This is a genomic window from Bradyrhizobium manausense (assembly GCF_018131105.1).
In the GTDB taxonomy this organism is placed as follows: domain Bacteria; phylum Pseudomonadota; class Alphaproteobacteria; order Rhizobiales; family Xanthobacteraceae; genus Bradyrhizobium; species Bradyrhizobium manausense_B.
The window spans coordinates 1,034,794-1,049,936 of the sequence record NZ_JAFCJI010000001.1 but is presented as its reverse complement, the minus strand read 5'-3'; the positions used below and the strand labels follow the sequence as shown (position 1 = coordinate 1,049,936).

At 66.8% G+C, this 15,143-nt stretch carries 15 protein-coding genes and 1 riboswitch; of the genes, 6 read left to right on the top strand and 9 right to left on the bottom strand.

Annotated features, from left to right (window positions below; all coding sequences use genetic code 11):
• Positions 1-747: a cobalt-precorrin-6A reductase gene (locus JQ631_RS04730; RefSeq protein WP_212324427.1), complete on the top strand. Its 747-nt coding sequence runs from the start codon at positions 1-3 to the stop codon at positions 745-747.
• Here JQ631_RS04730 and cobJ read toward each other — a convergent pair.
• Genes cobJ through JQ631_RS04695 form a run of 7 tightly spaced genes read right to left on the bottom strand, consistent with a single transcriptional unit; the run spans position 723 to position 8,630 of the window.
• Entirely contained in the window at positions 723-1,457 is a 735-nt protein-coding gene (cobJ, locus tag JQ631_RS04725) for a precorrin-3B C(17)-methyltransferase (RefSeq protein ID WP_212324426.1), read from the bottom strand. The two genes, JQ631_RS04730 and cobJ, sit on opposite strands and share 25 nt — an antisense overlap.
• Positions 1,454-2,185 (bottom strand): precorrin-2 C(20)-methyltransferase, encoded by a 732-nt coding sequence (locus JQ631_RS04720; protein WP_212324425.1) that lies wholly within the window; start codon positions 2,183-2,185, stop codon positions 1,454-1,456. The genes cobJ and JQ631_RS04720 overlap by 4 nt, the downstream gene beginning before the upstream one ends.
• Positions 2,186-2,187: 2 nt before the next feature.
• Entirely contained in the window at positions 2,188-2,817 is a 630-nt protein-coding gene (locus JQ631_RS04715; protein WP_212324424.1) for a precorrin-8X methylmutase, read from the bottom strand.
• Positions 2,817-3,980, bottom strand: a complete 1,164-nt coding sequence (cobG, locus tag JQ631_RS04710; RefSeq protein ID WP_212324423.1) for a precorrin-3B synthase — start codon at positions 3,978-3,980, stop codon at positions 2,817-2,819. Before cobG ends, JQ631_RS04715 begins: the two co-directional genes overlap by 1 nt.
• Entirely contained in the window at positions 3,977-7,225 is a 3,249-nt protein-coding gene (cobN, locus tag JQ631_RS04705; protein ID WP_212324421.1) for a cobaltochelatase subunit CobN, read from the bottom strand. Before cobN ends, cobG begins: the two co-directional genes overlap by 4 nt.
• Entirely contained in the window at positions 7,225-8,259 is a 1,035-nt protein-coding gene (gene cobW / locus JQ631_RS04700; protein ID WP_212324418.1) for a cobalamin biosynthesis protein CobW, read from the bottom strand. Before cobW ends, cobN begins: the two co-directional genes overlap by 1 nt.
• Complete coding sequence (locus JQ631_RS04695) at positions 8,256-8,630, bottom strand: DUF1636 family protein (RefSeq protein ID WP_212324416.1); 375 nt, start codon at positions 8,628-8,630, stop codon at positions 8,256-8,258. The genes cobW and JQ631_RS04695 overlap by 4 nt, the downstream gene beginning before the upstream one ends.
• A gap of 96 nt (positions 8,631-8,726) precedes the next feature.
• A riboswitch (cobalamin riboswitch) is annotated at positions 8,727-8,944 on the bottom strand.
• A 40-nt stretch (positions 8,945-8,984) separates the two neighbouring features.
• Here JQ631_RS04695 and cobO point away from each other — a divergent pair.
• Positions 8,985-9,620, top strand: coding sequence for a cob(I)yrinic acid a,c-diamide adenosyltransferase (gene cobO, locus JQ631_RS04690; RefSeq protein WP_212324414.1), 636 nt, complete (start codon positions 8,985-8,987; stop codon positions 9,618-9,620).
• 5 nt (positions 9,621-9,625) lie between these two features.
• The gene (locus tag JQ631_RS04685; RefSeq protein WP_212324412.1) at positions 9,626-11,074 is read left to right on the top strand and encodes a cobyric acid synthase; all 1,449 of its coding nucleotides are present in this window, start codon (positions 9,626-9,628) and stop codon (positions 11,072-11,074) included.
• On the opposite strand, the gene cobD is transcribed toward JQ631_RS04685, so the two are convergent.
• Together cobD and cbiB are read right to left on the bottom strand one after the other, a co-directional pair.
• Complete coding sequence (cobD, locus tag JQ631_RS04680) at positions 11,063-12,028, bottom strand: threonine-phosphate decarboxylase CobD (RefSeq protein ID WP_212324410.1); 966 nt, start codon at positions 12,026-12,028, stop codon at positions 11,063-11,065. The two genes, JQ631_RS04685 and cobD, sit on opposite strands and share 12 nt — an antisense overlap.
• A 12-nt stretch (positions 12,029-12,040) precedes the next feature.
• Positions 12,041-12,982, bottom strand: a complete 942-nt coding sequence (cbiB, locus tag JQ631_RS04675; protein ID WP_349644957.1) for an adenosylcobinamide-phosphate synthase CbiB — start codon at positions 12,980-12,982, stop codon at positions 12,041-12,043.
• 122 nt (positions 12,983-13,104) lie between these two features.
• Here cbiB and cobU point away from each other — a divergent pair, with 122 nt between their 5' ends.
• Genes cobU through bluB form a run of 3 tightly spaced genes read left to right on the top strand, consistent with a single transcriptional unit; the run spans position 13,105 to position 15,026 of the window.
• Positions 13,105-13,608 (top strand): bifunctional adenosylcobinamide kinase/adenosylcobinamide-phosphate guanylyltransferase, encoded by a 504-nt coding sequence (gene cobU / locus JQ631_RS04670; RefSeq protein WP_212324408.1) that lies wholly within the window; start codon positions 13,105-13,107, stop codon positions 13,606-13,608.
• Positions 13,605-14,390, top strand: a complete 786-nt coding sequence (cobS, locus tag JQ631_RS04665) for an adenosylcobinamide-GDP ribazoletransferase (protein WP_212328492.1) — start codon at positions 13,605-13,607, stop codon at positions 14,388-14,390. Before cobU ends, cobS begins: the two co-directional genes overlap by 4 nt.
• A 3-nt stretch (positions 14,391-14,393) precedes the next feature.
• Positions 14,394-15,026 (top strand): 5,6-dimethylbenzimidazole synthase, encoded by a 633-nt coding sequence (bluB, locus tag JQ631_RS04660; protein WP_212324407.1) that lies wholly within the window; start codon positions 14,394-14,396, stop codon positions 15,024-15,026.
• Positions 15,027-15,143 lie beyond the last annotated feature (117 nt).

The following is a 15,143-nucleotide window of genomic DNA, read 5'->3' as shown; positions in this document are numbered from 1 at the left end:
ATGACACGCGCCCTTGTTCTGGGCGGAACTTCCGATGCGAGCCTGCTCGCCGCAGAGATCGCGCACGCGGGTCTTGACGCCGTCTATTCCTATGGCGGCCGCACGCGCTTGCCTGCCGATCAGCCGCTGCCGACCCGCATTGGCGGCTTTGGTGGCGCGAGCGGGCTTGCAGATTACATCCTCGGCGAAGGTATCACGCATGTGATCGACGCGACGCATCCCTTCGCTGCCGAGATGAGCAGCAACGCCGTTGAAGCCTGCTCGGAAACCGGAACGCAATTGATTGCGCTGGAACGCGCGCCGTGGGCCAGAGCGCCGGACGACAACTGGACCGAAGTCGGCGATGTCGCCGCTGCGGCTGCCGCCCTGCCCGAGGTGCCGGCACGCGTATTCCTTGCCATCGGCCGGCAGCACATCGCGCCGTTCGCGACGAAGCCGCAGCATATTTATACCCTGCGGTTCGTCGATCCTCCCGAGGCACCCCTGCCCTTCGCAGCAGATGTGATCGTGTCGCGCGGGCCGTTCATGCTTGATGGCGAACTGGAGATGATGCGCACACGCGGCATCGCGTGGGTCGTCACCCGCAACTCCGGTGGCGGCGGCGCCCGCGCTAAGATCGATGCTGCCCGTATGCTCGGCCTGCCCGTGATCATGATCTCGCGGCCGACGCTGCCCGAGCGCCAACGGGTCGAGAGCGTCGCTGAGGTGATGCAGTGGCTTGGTCATCGGACCTGCCTCGGTGCATAGACCCAACGGCCGACGCGGCGCGTCTGCGAATTGCCGACGATGACAAGCGTGCGCATGTCGGCCATCTCGGGCGTCGCGTCGTTCAACCTCGTTGTCACGATCTTCTCGTCGGGAGCACTGATCGCGCGCGCGAAGATCACGAGGCGCCCGCCGCAGCCGGTTTCTTTCAACACCGTAAGGGCGCGGCCAAATCCTTCCGGCCGGCTCGCCGAGCGCGGATTGTACATCGCGATCGAAAAATCAGCCTCCGCAGCGAGCCGCAGCCGTTTTTCGATCACCGCCCAGGGCTTGAGATTGTCGGAGAGATTGATCGCGCAGAAATCATGCCCGAGCGGCGCACCGGCGCGCGCAGCGGCGGCCAGCATCGCGGTGATCCCAGGCAGCACGCGGATCGGCAGGTCATGATATTGCGGCGCCAGCTCGAGCGCCTCGAACACGGCCGAGGCCATCGCAAAGACGCCGGGGTCGCCGGAGGAGACGATGACGACCTGCCTGCCTTCGGCCGCGAGCCGCAGTGCCTCGCCTGCCCGCTGCAGCTCTTCGCGATTATCCGACGGGTGCAGCGCGAGACCCGCACGTGGCGGGACGCGCCCGACATAAGGCGCATAGCCCAGAATATCGGTCGCGGCGGCGAGCGCGGCGGAGACCTCCGGCGTCACCAGCGCGTCGCTGCCCGGGCCGAGGCCCGCGATGGTCAGCGAACCCGTCATTCGGCTGCGTCCGGAAGCCGGCCCTTGCCGTGCACCAGCACGATTGCAAAGTAAGGACAGTCAGCTGCATCGATCTCGGCAAGCCGGGCGACACGCTCGCCCGGCATGGTGCCACGCTCAACCAACCAGGCGTCATCCAGTCGGCCCGCGGCTGCGAGCGCACGGCGCACTTTTGCGAGATTGCGGCCGGTCTTCATGATCACGAGCGCATCGGAATCGCGCATGCGGCGTTCGAGTTCGGCTTCCGGAAGCGTCCCCATCAGCACCGTCGTCACGTCGTCACCGAGCGCGATGGGCTGGCCGACGCCATTCCAGCAGCCGACCATGCCCGGAATGCCGGCGATCACTTCGATCTCGACGCGGCCCTGCAGGCGCTTGTGCAGATGCATGAAGGAACCGTAGAAATAAGGATCGCCCTCGCAGAGCACAACGACATCGACCGCGCGCGAAAGCCGCGCCAGGCGCTCGGACCATTCGTCGTAGAAGCCTGATAGCAGCTGGACATAGTCCGGGCTGTCGAAGGCGATCTCCGTGGTGACCGGGTATTCCATGGGGTATTCGGTCACATCGCCAGCCAATATGCCGGCGACGATACGCCGCGCCTGGCCCGGCCGGCCCTTCTTGCGGAAATAGGCGACGTGCCTGGCGCCGCGCACGGTGCGATCAGCGCGCACGCTCATCAGATCAGGATCGCCGGGGCCGAGACCGCAGCAGATGATGCGTCCCATGGCTACTCGCTCCGGCTCGCGAGCGCATTCACGGCGGCCACCGTGATCGCTGAACCACCAAGGCGGCCCTCCACCGTCAGCGCAGGCACCGGTGGATCGGCCATCAACGCAGCCTTGGACTCGGCCGCGCCGACGAAACCGACAGGGCAGCCGATGATCGCCGCCGGCCGCGGACAGTCGCGGTCCTCGAGCATGTTGAGCAGATGAAACAGCGCCGTCGGCGCATTGCCGATCGCGACGATGGCGCCGTCGAGATGCGGGCGCCACAGCTCGAGCGCAGCCGCCGAGCGCGTGTTGCGCATGGACTGCGCCAGCGCCGGAACGGTTTCGCCGCCAAGCGTGCAGATCACGGCGTTGGCCGCAGGCAATCTCGCGCGCGTAATTCCTTCGGACACCATGCGCGCATCGCACAGGATCGGCGCGCCCTTCTGCAGGGCGGCGCGTGCGGCGGTCGCCATGCCAGGCGTGAAGCGGATATGCGCCTCGAGGCCCACCATGCCGGCGGCATGGATCATGCGCACCGCGACCTGCTCCTCATCAGGCGTGAAGCGCGCCAAATCGGCCTCGGCCCGGATGGTCGCGAAGGATTGCCGGTAGATCGCCGCACCATCGGTTTCGTAACTATGCGGCATCAATGCCCTCCCATCAGGATGGAGGGATCGCGAACGATGTCGTCGCGGTCGAGCCCGCGCAGAATGGGCTCGTCGCGCGTCGAGCCGCCGCGCACGAGATCGAATCCCGCAGCCGTCGCCACCAGCGTGATCGCGGCCGCGCCGGAATCGGCGCAGCCCTTGGCGCAGCCGGAGACGTGAAGCCGTGCGGCCTCGCCGATGTTCGGCGCAAGCGCAGCTGCCAGCCCGCGAGTGTCGGCATAGGCCTCGCCGCAGCACGGCGCGCCGCTACAGGCGACGACGCGCAACGCCGGATCGTAGGCCTCGGTGATCAGGCCTGAGGCTGATGGCATCGTCCGCCTGCCCTCGCTCAACACCATCCGCCATGGCGTCATTCGCAGCGCATGCCCGCAACCGGACAGCTGGTTGAGCGTCGCATGCGATATCTGCCCGAAGGCGATGCCGACCATGGCACCTTGCGGATAGAGCCCGGGGCGCACCGCGGCCATGATGGGCGCCGGCTCGGCCTCGCCGCCCAGCATCTCAGGCAATTTCGCGCCGGATTCGAGATGCGCCGCCATGCGCCCGCGCCCGTTCTTGGCGCCACCTGACGCGACGAACCAGCTTGCGAAAGCGAGTGCAGTGGTCACGGCCTCGCCACGCGCGACGCTACGGCCGACCCTGGCGCCATCCGCGCGCACCATCAGCCCACCTGTGAGATCACGCTCGATCCGCACATCGGCGGAATTGCCAGCGAGCACGCGCGACCTGCCGTCATCGATGGCGAAGCCGAATTTCGTGGGCAACTCCAGTACAGAGTCCGCCAGCGCCTCCTCCAGCTCGGCGGCGAGCGCCTGGGTCTCGTCGCCATCGCACCAGAACGGCGTGACCAGGATGTTGCGCCGGGATTCGGTGTCGGCATCAGGGTCCAGCAGCGTGAGCTGCGCGAGACCGTCAAGCAGCAGTCGATGGCTGGTCTCGCTGACGCCCCTGATCTGAAGATTGGCGCGGCTGGTCACATCGATCAGACCATTGCCGTGGCGGTCGGCGAGATGCGCGAGGCCGGCAGTCTGGGCGGCATCGAGCCGGCCGCCGAACGGACGTACGCGGACCACGAGCCCGTCGCCCGACTGCATCGGCCTGATAGCACCGGGGCACCAGCCCTTCACTGACGCCACGCTCATGACGCTTCCTTCAGCGCCGCCGCGATTGAATTGCGGCGCGTTCGCCAGAGCGAGGCCTCGTGCAGGCGTGTGAAGCAGGTCTCCATCGCGGCAAGAGCTGTCGGATTTTCGCGCGCCATGAAGTCACGGACATTGGCGTCGCCGAGCGTCGCGTCGTAATAGAGATCGAACAGATGTGGCGGGACGGCATCGGCAAGATGCGCGAAGGCCGCCATGTGTTCCAGCGTCGCGGTGATTTCTGCCGCTCCGCGAAAACCGTGGCGCATCATGCCCGCGATCCAGGCCGGGTTGGCCGCGCGGGCGCGGACGACGCGCGAAATCTCTTCCGTCAGCGTGCGTGCCTGCGGCTGGTCGGGGCGCGTCGTGTCGAGGTGGTAGAGCGATGGCCCGGTCGCACCGAGATGCGCCGCGGCAGCGGCAACGCCGGCTTCATGCGCGGAATAATCGGCGGCGAGCAGCAGATCGGTCTCCGGCAGATCCTGAAGGTGAACGAAGGCGTCGGCGGAGGTGAGCCGCTGCTCAATGCCGGCACGATCCGGCTTGATCTCGCCATCGGCGGAGAACGCCCAGGACGAGGCCGACAGCCAGGCTTCGCCGGCCGCATTGCGAGTCTCGGGCGTGAAGGCATCGGGGATCGCCGAGAGGCCGACGCCATATTGCCCAGGGCGCGGCGCAAAGACGCGCGAGACATGGTGGCGATAGGGATTTTCGTCGCCCTCGTCTTCACGCGAGGCGAGCGCTTCGCAGGCGGCCTCGAACAATTGCGCGAGGCCCGCGAAGACATCGCGAAACAGGCCCGACACGCGCAGCGTCACATCGATACGGGGACGGCCCAGTTCAGCCGGCGCGATGATGTCATAGCCGGTGACGCGGCCGGAGGCGTGATCCCAGCGCGGCGCGAGGCCGGCCAGATGCAGGGCCATTGCGAACTCCTCGCCCGCGGTGCGCATGGTCGCGGAGCCCCAGAGATCGACGACGAGCCCCTTCGGCCAATCGCCGTGATCCTGCAGATGACGACGCAGCAGCTCTTCGGCGAGCTTTGTCCCCTGCGCATGCGCCGACGGCGTCGGCACGGCGCGAGGATCCACGGCAAAGAGATTGCGCCCCGTCGGCAGCACGTCCTGACGCCCGCGATAGGGCGAGCCTGATGGGCCCGGCGCAACGCGCTGTCCTGCGAGCGCGGCACGCAGCGCGTCCCGCTCCGCTTCGCCGCAGGCGCCGCGACCGAACACGTGCAGGCCATCGCCAAACTGACTTTCCTTGAGATCGCAAACGAAACGGTCGATCCGCGGGATCGCCTCTGCCGGTGCAGCCGATGCTTCCAGACCAAGATCATCTTCGAGCCCGGCTGCGCGCGCCTCTTCGCGGATCGCAGCGATGAGGCGCTGGCGGCGGGCGGGGTCGAGACCGTCGGCGGTCGAATATTCGTCGAGCAGCCGTTCGAGCCGACGCAGGCCTTCCGGTACCGTTGATTGCTCGAGCGCCGGCGGCAGATGGCCGATGGTGACGGCACCGATCCGTCGCTTGGCCTGCGCGGCTTCGCCGGGATCGTTGACGATGAAGGGATAGATGACGGGGAGATCACCGATCAGGGTTTCCGGCCAGCAGGATGAGGACAGCGCCACGGATTTCCCCGGCAGCCATTCCAGCGTGCCATGCGCGCCCATGTGCACGACGGCATCGGTGCCCCGATCGCGGAGCCAGAGATAGAACGCAACATAGGCATGGCGCGGTGTGCGGGCGAGATCGTGGTAATCAGAATCGCGCGTCGTCGCATCGCCGCGCTCGGGCTGAACCGCGACGATCGATTGGCCGCAACGGACCGCGGCGAAGTGGAATGCGCCGTCACGGCAGCTCGGATCGGTCTCCGGCGCACCCCAGGCTCGCGCGAGATCGTCCTGCAAGGACGACGGAAGGCGCGCGAGCGCCACACGGTAATCTGCGACGCTCCAGGTCAAACTCTGCTTGAGCAGCGTCTCGCCGAGCGCAGGGACCGGAGCGACATCGAGGCCGGCCTCCGAAAGGTCAGACACCAAAGCTTCGATCGAAGCCAACGCATCGAGACCAACCGCATGCGCAATCTGGTGCGGACGGCCGGGATAGTTGGAGAGCACGAGCGCCAGCCGCTTCTCGGCCGCCGGCTTTTCCGCGAGGCATCGCCAGGCCGCAACGCGTGCCGCGATAGCATTCACGCGCTCTGCATCCGGCTGATGCGCCAGATGCGAGAATTGCAGATCCGGATCGCGGTCCGCCGCTGATTTGAAACTCACCACGCCCGCGAACAGGCGACCGTCGACCTCGGGCAGCACCACATGCATCGCGAGGTCGCCAGGCGACAGGCCGCGCAGCGACTCCGCCCAGTCCTCGCGCCGCGCTGATGACAGCGCGACCTGAAAGACGGGACACGGTGCGGCATCGAACGGCGTCGTACCGTCATCGCCCATCGCCGAGAATGCCGTCGCGTTAACAATCGCGGCCGCAGGATTTTGCGCGAGATATGCCTGCAGCCAATCCGCAACGCCTGCGGCCTTCAGCGAGGTGACGAACACGCCGTACGCGTCGAAACCCTTGTCACGCAACGCCGCGATCAACGCATCGACCGGGCCGGTGTCCGCAGCGGTGAGATAGGAGCGATAGAACGTCACCAGCGCGAGCGGCTTGCCCTCAACCGCCGACGGCGCGGCGATCACACCACGCGCAGGATCGTAAAAGCCCATCTCCGGAACGGTCATCTCACCGACGACCGGACCAGCGTAGAGTCCGGAGGCCAGCGCGAGTTGCGCGATCGCAGCCTGAGCGGCGACAGGACCGCCGGTGTCGCAGAGCACTTTCAGCCGGCGCAGCGTCGAGACCGGTAGGGTCGAGTATGCATCCAGCCGCGTGTCGTCGCGGCCATCGGCCGGCAGCACGGCGAGCACGATGTTACGATCCGTGGCGAGTTGCTGCAGGGCTGCGAGTCCATATTGCCAATAGGATTCGCCACCGATCAGCCGCACCAGAATGCCGCGCGCCTGCGACAGCGTTCGCTCGATGTAGGTGTCGACCGAGAGCGGATGGCGCAGTTCCGCGAGATTGGCGAGCCGCAGCGACGGCAGGCTGTTGCGGCCCCGCCGCCAGCCCGCCGCGAACGCCGCGAGATCGGAATCCGAGTACGAGAGCACCACGAGATCGGCCGGGTCCTGGCCGATGTCTCTTGGCGTCGCGGTCTCCTCGAGACCGCGGCTCTCGCGGAAGACGACGTGCATCAGACTCCCAATCCCGCCTTGATCGCGGCCTCGTCGATATCGCCGTGCTCGCCGATGACGACGAGCTTTGACTGTCGGCCGCTCGCGCCCCAGGGCTTGTCGAACTGGTGGCGCACGCGCTCGCCGACGGCTTGCAGCAGCAACCGCATCGGCTTGCCCGCGACCGCGATATAGCCCTTGGCACGCAGCACGTTCTGCTCGCGCGCCAGCTTCTGCACCGACGCGACCAGCGCATCGACGTCGGCCACCTCAGGAAGATCGATCACGACGGAAGCAAAATCGTCGTGTTCGTGGTCCTCCTCGCCGTCATGGTGCGAAGGACGCGCGGCGAGATCGTTCTCCGCGGCAGCACCGAGACCCAGGATGACGCGCGCATCGATCGCGCCGTCCGTAATCGGCAGCATCGGCACGCGGCGCGGCATCTCGGCGGTGATCACCGCCTTGGCCGCCTCGATGCCGGCGGTGCCGGCGAGATCGGCCTTGGTCAGCAGCACGATATCCGCACAGGCGATCTGGTCCTCGAACACTTCCGACAGCGGCGTCTCGTGATCGAGACTCTCGTCCGCCGCACGCTGCGCTTCCACTGCTTCCGGGTCGGGTGCAAAGCGTCCGGCCGCGACAGCCTCGGCATCGGCCAGTGCGATCACGCCGTCGACCGTGATGCGCGAGCGGATCTCCGGCCAGTCGAACGCCTTCAGCAGCGGCTTTGGCAGCGCCAGGCCTGACGTCTCGATCAGGATGTGATCGGGCTTCACGGGACGCGCCAGCAACTTCTCCATGGTCGGAATGAAATCGTCGGCCACGGTGCAGCAGATGCAGCCATTGGCGAGTTCGACGATATTTTCCTCAGGACAGTTCTCGTCGGCGCAGGACTTCAGGATCTCGCCGTCGACACCTTCGCTGCCGAACTCGTTGACGAGCACGGCGAGCTTCTTGCCGTTGGGATTGCTGAGCAGATGCTGGATCAGCGTCGTCTTGCCGGAGCCGAGAAAACCGGTGACCACCGTGACCGGGACTTTTGCGAGCGAGTTCATTCGGCGGCCTCCGGCAACACGGCAATGGGGGGAATGCGGGCAAGCGATTGCTTGCGGAAGATTTCAGGCCGGCAGCGCCAAGGCACGAGGCCGTCGGGCGCAGCCGCATAGGCAGCGGCGCCCGCGACCACGTCCTGCGCATTGGCATCCGAGAGGCGGCCATAAACATAAGACCAGCGGCCGGGCGCGCTGAGCGCGACCGAGCAGCCCTGGTTGCAGGCAGACAGGCATTCGACGGGAACCACATTGACGCCTTCAGGCACGCCGACCTCGAGGATCGCGCCATGCAGGCGCTTGCCGGGTGCGACCTCGCCCTCGCCGAGCGTCTGCCCGGCTTTGCAGGTGATGCAGACATGCAGTGTGACGCTCATCGCCTCTTCCAGAAGTATCAGCGGGAGGCGAAGAGGCCCACGGACCGTTCTTGCGAAGGCCCGTTTCCCCGTCGCGGAACACCCCGTCCGCCGGTCCAAAAATCGTCCGCGCTGGCAGGTCTCCCGGCTTGCGGAGCAGGGTTTCCCCTTCGATCCCCGCCTTCCCGATCCCCAGGGGATCAGTGGCTTCGGGCATCTCTCCGGTCACGGTCGCGGGGGCGGCTGCATTTTGGACCCAAATCTTGCCGATTCGGACCCTATCGCATTCCCTCTTCGCCTGTCATAGGACAGGAACCAACGCCGGGCCACCATTTGCCCCCGGCCGCCTCTTGTCAAGCCGAAGGACCCCATCCGATGACGCCTGAACCGGATACCCGAACGGCCGGCGAAACCGACGCCAAGCACGCCGCGAAAATGGCGAAGATCAAGGTCGCCCGCGACAAGATCATGGCGACCAAGAGCGGCGAAAAAGGCCTCATCATCGTCCACACCGGCGCCGGCAAGGGCAAGTCTTCCTCCGCCTTCGGCATGATCGTTCGCTGCGTTGCCCATGGCTTCCCCTGCGCCGTCGTACAGTTCATCAAGGGCGCCTGGGACACCGGCGAGCGGCGTCTGCTCACCGGCCATTTCGGCGAGCTCTGCCAGTTCCACGCCATGGGCGAAGGTTTTACGTGGGAGACGCAGGACCGCGCCCGCGACATCGCGGCCGCGCGCGCCGGCTGGGAGAAAGCCAAGGAGCTGATTCTCGATGACAGCCTGCGCATGGTCGTGCTCGACGAGATCAACATCGCACTGCGCTACGACTATCTCGACATCGCCGAGGTCGTCGATTTCCTGAAGACCTCGAAGCCGCCGATGACGCATGTCGTGCTCACCGGACGCAACGCCAAGGACGAGCTGATCGAGATCGCCGATCTCGTCACCGAGATGACGCTGGTGAAGCATCCGTTCCGCTCCGGCATCAAGGCGCAGGCCGGCGTCGAGTTCTGAATTCGATGGCACGCGCGCTGATGATCCAGGGAGCCGGCTCTGACGTGGGCAAGTCGCTCATCGTCGCCGGCCTTGCGCGCGCGTTCACGCGGCGCGGCCTGCGCGTGCTCCCGTTCAAGCCGCAGAACATGTCGAACAACGCGGCCGTCACCGTCGATGGCGGCGAGATCGGCCGCGCCCAGGCGCTGCAGGCGCTCGCCGCCGGCGTCGAGCCGCACACCGACATGAACCCGGTACTGCTCAAGCCCGAGACCGATGTCGGCGCGCAGGTGATCGTGCACGGAAAGCGCATCGCGACCGCGCGCGCGCGCGAATATGCTGCGATGAAACCGTCGCTGATGGGCGCCGTGCTGGAGAGCTTTGAGCGGCTGAAGGCGCGGGCTGATCTGGTGCTGGTCGAAGGCGCAGGCAGCCCGGCCGAAGTTAATTTGCGCAAGGCCGACATCGCCAATATGGGATTTGCGCGCAAGGCCGACGTGCCCGTGGTGCTGGTTGGCGATATCGATCGCGGCGGCGTCATCGCCCAGCTCGTCGGCATCAAGACGGTGATCGACCCCGACGATGCCGCGATGATCCAGGGATTTGTCATCAACAAGTTCCGCGGCGATCCCACGCTGTTCGATGACGGCTACAAGCTGATCGAGGCGAAGACTGAATGGCTCGGCTTTGGCGTGCTGCCCTGGTTCGCGCGCGCCGGCGAGCTGCCGGCCGAGGACGCGCTGGGCCTGAGTGATGCGCGAAAGCCCGGACGGACCAAGATCGCTTGCCTGGCGCTGTCGCGGATCGCCAATTTTGACGATCTCGATCCGCTGAAGCTCGAGCCTTCAGTCGATCTCGTGATGGTGCGCCCTGGCCAAGCGATCCCCGGAGACGTCAGGCTCGTCATCATCCCCGGTTCAAAATCCACCCGCGGCGACCTCGCCTTCCTGCGCGCGCAGGGCTGGGACATCGACGTGCTCGCGCACTATCGCCGTGGCGGCCACGTGCTCGGCCTCTGCGGCGGCTATCAGATGCTCGGGCGCGGCGTCGCTGATCCCAATGGCATCGAGGGCCCCGCGGGCGACACGCCGGGCCTCGGGTTGCTGGACGTGGAGACCGTGATGAGTGCAGAGAAGACGCTGACGCGTGTTGCCGCGGTGCATGCGGCGACGGAACACCCGATCGAGGCCTATGAAATTCACATCGGCCGCACGGATGGCCCGGATCGTGTGCGCCCATTCGCGAGGCTGAATGGCGAGCCGGAAGGCGCGATGTCACGCGACGGGCGTGTGCAAGGCAGCTACCTGCACGGCCTGTTCACGTCGGACGCGTTTCGCAGGGCATTCCTTGCAAAGCTTGATATTCCCGCGGGCGAGGACCCCTATCACTTCAGGGTCGAGAGCGCCCTCGACGCCCTCGCCGATCACATCGAAAAGCATCTCGACGTCCAAGGCCTGCTCGCGCTAGCGCGCTAGGATTTCGGCAAGGCGCGACCATTCGGCCTCTGCGCCCGGAAGCCCAAGCCGCAGCCAAGTCGGATTCTGCGCGAAGACGCGGGACCAGATCTGCGCACGCGCCAGCTTCTCCTGCGCGCCAAGCGCGTCAGGCGTCTCGTAGAGACGAAACAGCGGCGCACCGCCGACGAGCCGCCAGCCTTGCGACTGCGCAAAACCGTCGAGACGAACGCAGTCCTGCGCAAGCCGCGCCGACGTGGTCCTCGCCCAGGCATCATCGCGCAAAGCGCGGCAGCCGATCGCGATCGCAGCGCCAGAGACCGGCCACGGACCTGAAGCCGCCGCGAGCTTTGCGATGTCGGCCGCATGACCGATCGCGAAGCCGAGCCGCAGCCCAGCGAGGCCATAAAACTTGCCGAACGAGCGCAGGATCAGCAGCCCCGGCCGGCCTGCTTCCGAAGCGAGCGAGAGTTCGGGAACGGCATCGGCAAAACTCTCGTCGATGACGAGGTGACCGACGTGTGGCAGCACCGCAAGCAGATCCTTCGGCGCATGACGGCGCCCGTCGGGATTGTTGGGATTGACGACGATGGCGAGGTTCGCGCCCACCAGCGCGTCGAGCTCCCTCGCCTCCTCGGCCTCCCATCCGGCGGCCGACAGCACCGGAGCATATTCGTTGTAGGTCGGCGCGAGGATGCGTGCGCGGCCACGCGGCGCGAGTTGCGGCAGCAGTTGAATGACGGCCTGCGCGCCGCCCGTCGCGACAACAGGCGCGGCCGTGCCATAGGCGTGCCGGGCGGCCCGATGCAGCGCCTCGATCTCGGATCGCGACGGCAGCGCCTGCCAATGATGCGCAGCGATCTCGCCCACGGGATAGGGCAGCCGGTTGATCCCGGTCGACAGGTCGATCCAGTCCTCCGCACGCCCGCCGAAACGCTGCTGGGCCAGATCGAGATTTCCACCGTGCTCGCGCATATCCCCGTTCTTTCACGCGAAGGCGAGGATCGCAAGCACACCTGCGAGCAGCAGCATGGCGCGGCGGTAGACCGTCAGTCCTTCTTTGATGTCAGCCGCAAGCGGATCTCGCGCGCCTTCGTTGAGCCAGGGCTCGGCGGTCGTGCTGCCATGATAGATACGGGGACCGCTCAGCCGCACGCCGAGCGCGCCGGCCATCGCCGCCTCCGGCCAGCCGGCATTGGGCGAGCGATGGCGGCGCGCATCGCGCGTCATGCACGATAACGCCTCGGACTGCCGCCGCGCGAGCAGAACGAACAGAAAGCCGGTGAGGCGCGCCGGAATGAAGTTTGCGACATCGTCGATGCGCGCGGCCGCCCAGCCAAAGGCTTCGTGCCGTTCGCTGCGATGGCCGATCATGGAGTCCAGCGTATTGATCGCCTTGTAGCCGAGAATGCCGGGCAGACCGAATAGCGCGCCCCAGAACACCGGTGCGACGATGCCGTCCGACGCGTTCTCGGCGAGGCTCTCGATCGCCGCGCGCGCAATGCCTGCTTCATCAAGCGCAGCGGGATCGCGGCCGACGATGCGCGAAACCGCCTCGCGCGCGGTGGCAATGTCACCGCCCAGGAGAGGATTTGCGACCGCAGCGACATGATCGTTGAGCGAACGCAGAGCGACCAGCGGCCAGGCCAGGATACCGACCAGCACGATCTGGATCCAGCCCGAGGGAAGCAGCGACTGGAGCAACCAGCCAAGCGCGACCGCAAGCACAATCACCAGAAGCGCGCCTGCGACGCCCGCTGCGCGTCGAAAGACCGGAGAATCGGATTCGCGATTCCAGCCGATGTCGATCGCAGCGATCAGCCGGCCGAGCCAGGTCACGGGGTGGCCGATCCGCGCGAACAACGGCGTCGGCCAGCCCGTGAGGGCATCCACCGCCAAGGCCACCACCATCGCGCCCGCAAAGCCCACGACCTGCCTCCTGTCCTGCCCCTGTTGCGCAAAGCGGAGGGCGAGCGCAAGCCCCTGCCAGGCTGATTTCGGCTTTGTCTTTGGCCGCGATTGGTGATTAGTCAGGCCCACAGGAGACCTTGATGGCCGTCATCTTGATCACGGGCGGAGCGCGATCGGGCAAGAGCAAGCGTGCGGAGACCCGCACGCGTGCCTTTCCCGGGCAGCCCGTCTATGTCGCGACGGCCGAGGCCCGCGATGCTGAAATGGATGAGCGTATCGCCAGGCATCGCGCACGGCGCGGAACCGACTGGATCGAGCGCGAGGAGCCGCTCGATCTCGTGCCCACGCTGATCTCGACCGATGGCGGCGGCGCGCGGCTGGTCGATTGCCTGACGCTGTGGCTCTCCAATCTGATGCATGCGGAGCGCGACTGGGAGCGGGAGGTGAGCGAACTCGCCACTGCACTGCCCCGCTTCAAGAGCCCCGTCGTCTTCGTCAGCAATGAGGTCGGCCTCGGCATCGTGCCCGACAACGCGCTGGCGCGCAGTTTTCGCGACGCCGCCGGGATCATGAACCAGACCATTGCGGCCGTTGCCGGCGAGGTCGAGTTCGTCGTTGCCGGCCTGCCGATGAAATTGAAATAATGCCGAGCGCCGACATTCTGAAAGACGTCCTAGCCGATCTCAGGATCGCGGCGTCCTTCGTCACGATCGTGCCGGTGGCGTCGGCGAAGCCAGCCGGCGAAGGCGCCATCGCGCGCGCCACCTGGGCGCTGCCGGTCGCTGGGCTGCTGGTGGGTTTCGTGGGCGCTCTTGCTTACGGGCTCGCAAGTAAGCTGGGGCTGGCACCAGGCTTGGCCGCCCTGCTCGCGCTCGCCGCAACCGCCCTCATCACCGGCGCGCTGCACGAGGACGGGCTGGCCGACACCGCGGACGGGCTCGGCGGCGGACGGACGCGCGAGCGCAAGCTCGAGATCATGCGCGACAGCCGGATCGGCAGCTACGGTGTCTGCGCGCTGATCCTGTCGTTCGGCCTGCGCTGCAGTGCACTTGCCGCGATCGGCAATCCATGGGCCGTGATGCTTGCACTCGTCTCCGCGCATGCGGCGGCCCGCGCAGGCTTGCCGGCCTTCATGTCGCTGGTACCGCCCGCGCGTCCCGACGGGCTTTCCGCGCGCGCAGGTTCGCCCCCGGGCCGCAGCGTGGCCATCGCATTCGGTCTCGGAACGCTCATACTTGCGCTTGCGCTCGGACCGGCCAAGGCGCTTGTCGGCCTCGTCCTGCTGTCGCTCGCCGGACTGATCCTGGCGCGACTCGCCACCCGCCAGATCGGCGGACAGACCGGCGACATCCTCGGCGCGTTCGAGCAGACAGGCGAGATCCTGATCCTGCTTGTCGCCGCAGCCTTCCTTCACGCGGGAGGGTGACTGATGGTCGGGTTCGACGACGCCTTCCGCCGCCAATTGCATGAGCTGTTCGTGTGGCGGCGCGACGTGCGCCGCTTTCGCACCGATCCATTGCCGGACGGCGCCGTGGAGCGCTTGATCGAGACCGCCTGCCTGTCGCCGTCGGTCGGCCTGAGCCAGCCCTGGCGCTTCGTGACCGTCGATGACGCGACGCGGCGCCGCGCCGTGATCGACGACTTCAGAGCATGCAACGCCGATGCGTTGGCCTCTTATTCCGACGAGCGCGCCGCCCGCTATGCCACGCTCAAGCTTTCAGGCCTCCAACAGGCACCTGCCCACCTCGCGGTCTTCGCCGACAAGGCCAGCGATATCGGCCACGGCCTCGGCCGCGCGACCATGCCGGAGACCACGGAATATTCCGTGGTCGCCGCGATCACCGCGATGTGGCTTGCCGCGCGGGCCGCCGGGATCGGACTCGGCTGGGTCTCGATCCTGACTCCCGCGCGCATGCACGACATTCTCGACGTGCCCGCCTCATGGAAATTCGTCGCTTATCTCTGCATCGGCTATGCCGAGGCGGAGTGCGACCAGCCTGAGCTGGAGCGAGCGAGATGGGAACACCGGCGAGGTGCGGAAGAGTTCACGCTGCGGCGCTAGTCAGATCGCACTCAACATCCTCCGTCATTGCGAGCGCTGCGAAGCAATCCAGAACTCTTGCCGCAGAAATGGTCTGGATTGCTTCGTCGCTTCGCTCCTCGCAATGACGAGGGAGAG

Excerpts from the sequence above, each read along its gene's own strand:
- cobO (WP_212324414.1), top strand. The coding sequence starts at position 8,985 with ATGACGCCTGAACCGGATACCCGAACGGCCGGCGAAACCGACGCCAAG.
- bluB (WP_212324407.1), top strand. The coding sequence starts at position 14,394 with ATGGTCGGGTTCGACGACGCCTTCCGCCGCCAATTGCATGAGCTGTTC.
- cobD (WP_212324410.1), bottom strand. The coding sequence starts at position 12,028 with ATGCGCGAGCACGGTGGAAATCTCGATCTGGCCCAGCAGCGTTTCGGC.
- cobJ (WP_212324426.1), bottom strand. The coding sequence starts at position 1,457 with ATGACGGGTTCGCTGACCATCGCGGGCCTCGGCCCGGGCAGCGACGCG.
- JQ631_RS04695 (WP_212324416.1), bottom strand. The coding sequence starts at position 8,630 with ATGAGCGTCACACTGCATGTCTGCATCACCTGCAAAGCCGGGCAGACG.
- cobW (WP_212324418.1), bottom strand. The coding sequence starts at position 8,259 with ATGAACTCGCTCGCAAAAGTCCCGGTCACGGTGGTCACCGGTTTTCTC.
- cobN (WP_212324421.1), bottom strand. The coding sequence starts at position 7,225 with ATGCACGTCGTCTTCCGCGAGAGCCGCGGTCTCGAGGAGACCGCGACG.
- JQ631_RS04685 (WP_212324412.1), top strand. The coding sequence starts at position 9,626 with ATGGCACGCGCGCTGATGATCCAGGGAGCCGGCTCTGACGTGGGCAAG.
- cobU (WP_212324408.1), top strand. The coding sequence starts at position 13,105 with ATGGCCGTCATCTTGATCACGGGCGGAGCGCGATCGGGCAAGAGCAAG.
- JQ631_RS04720 (WP_212324425.1), bottom strand. The coding sequence starts at position 2,185 with ATGGGACGCATCATCTGCTGCGGTCTCGGCCCCGGCGATCCTGATCTG.
- JQ631_RS04715 (WP_212324424.1), bottom strand. The coding sequence starts at position 2,817 with ATGCCGCATAGTTACGAAACCGATGGTGCGGCGATCTACCGGCAATCC.
- JQ631_RS04730 (WP_212324427.1), top strand. The coding sequence starts at position 1 with ATGACACGCGCCCTTGTTCTGGGCGGAACTTCCGATGCGAGCCTGCTC.
- cobG (WP_212324423.1), bottom strand. The coding sequence starts at position 3,980 with ATGAGCGTGGCGTCAGTGAAGGGCTGGTGCCCCGGTGCTATCAGGCCG.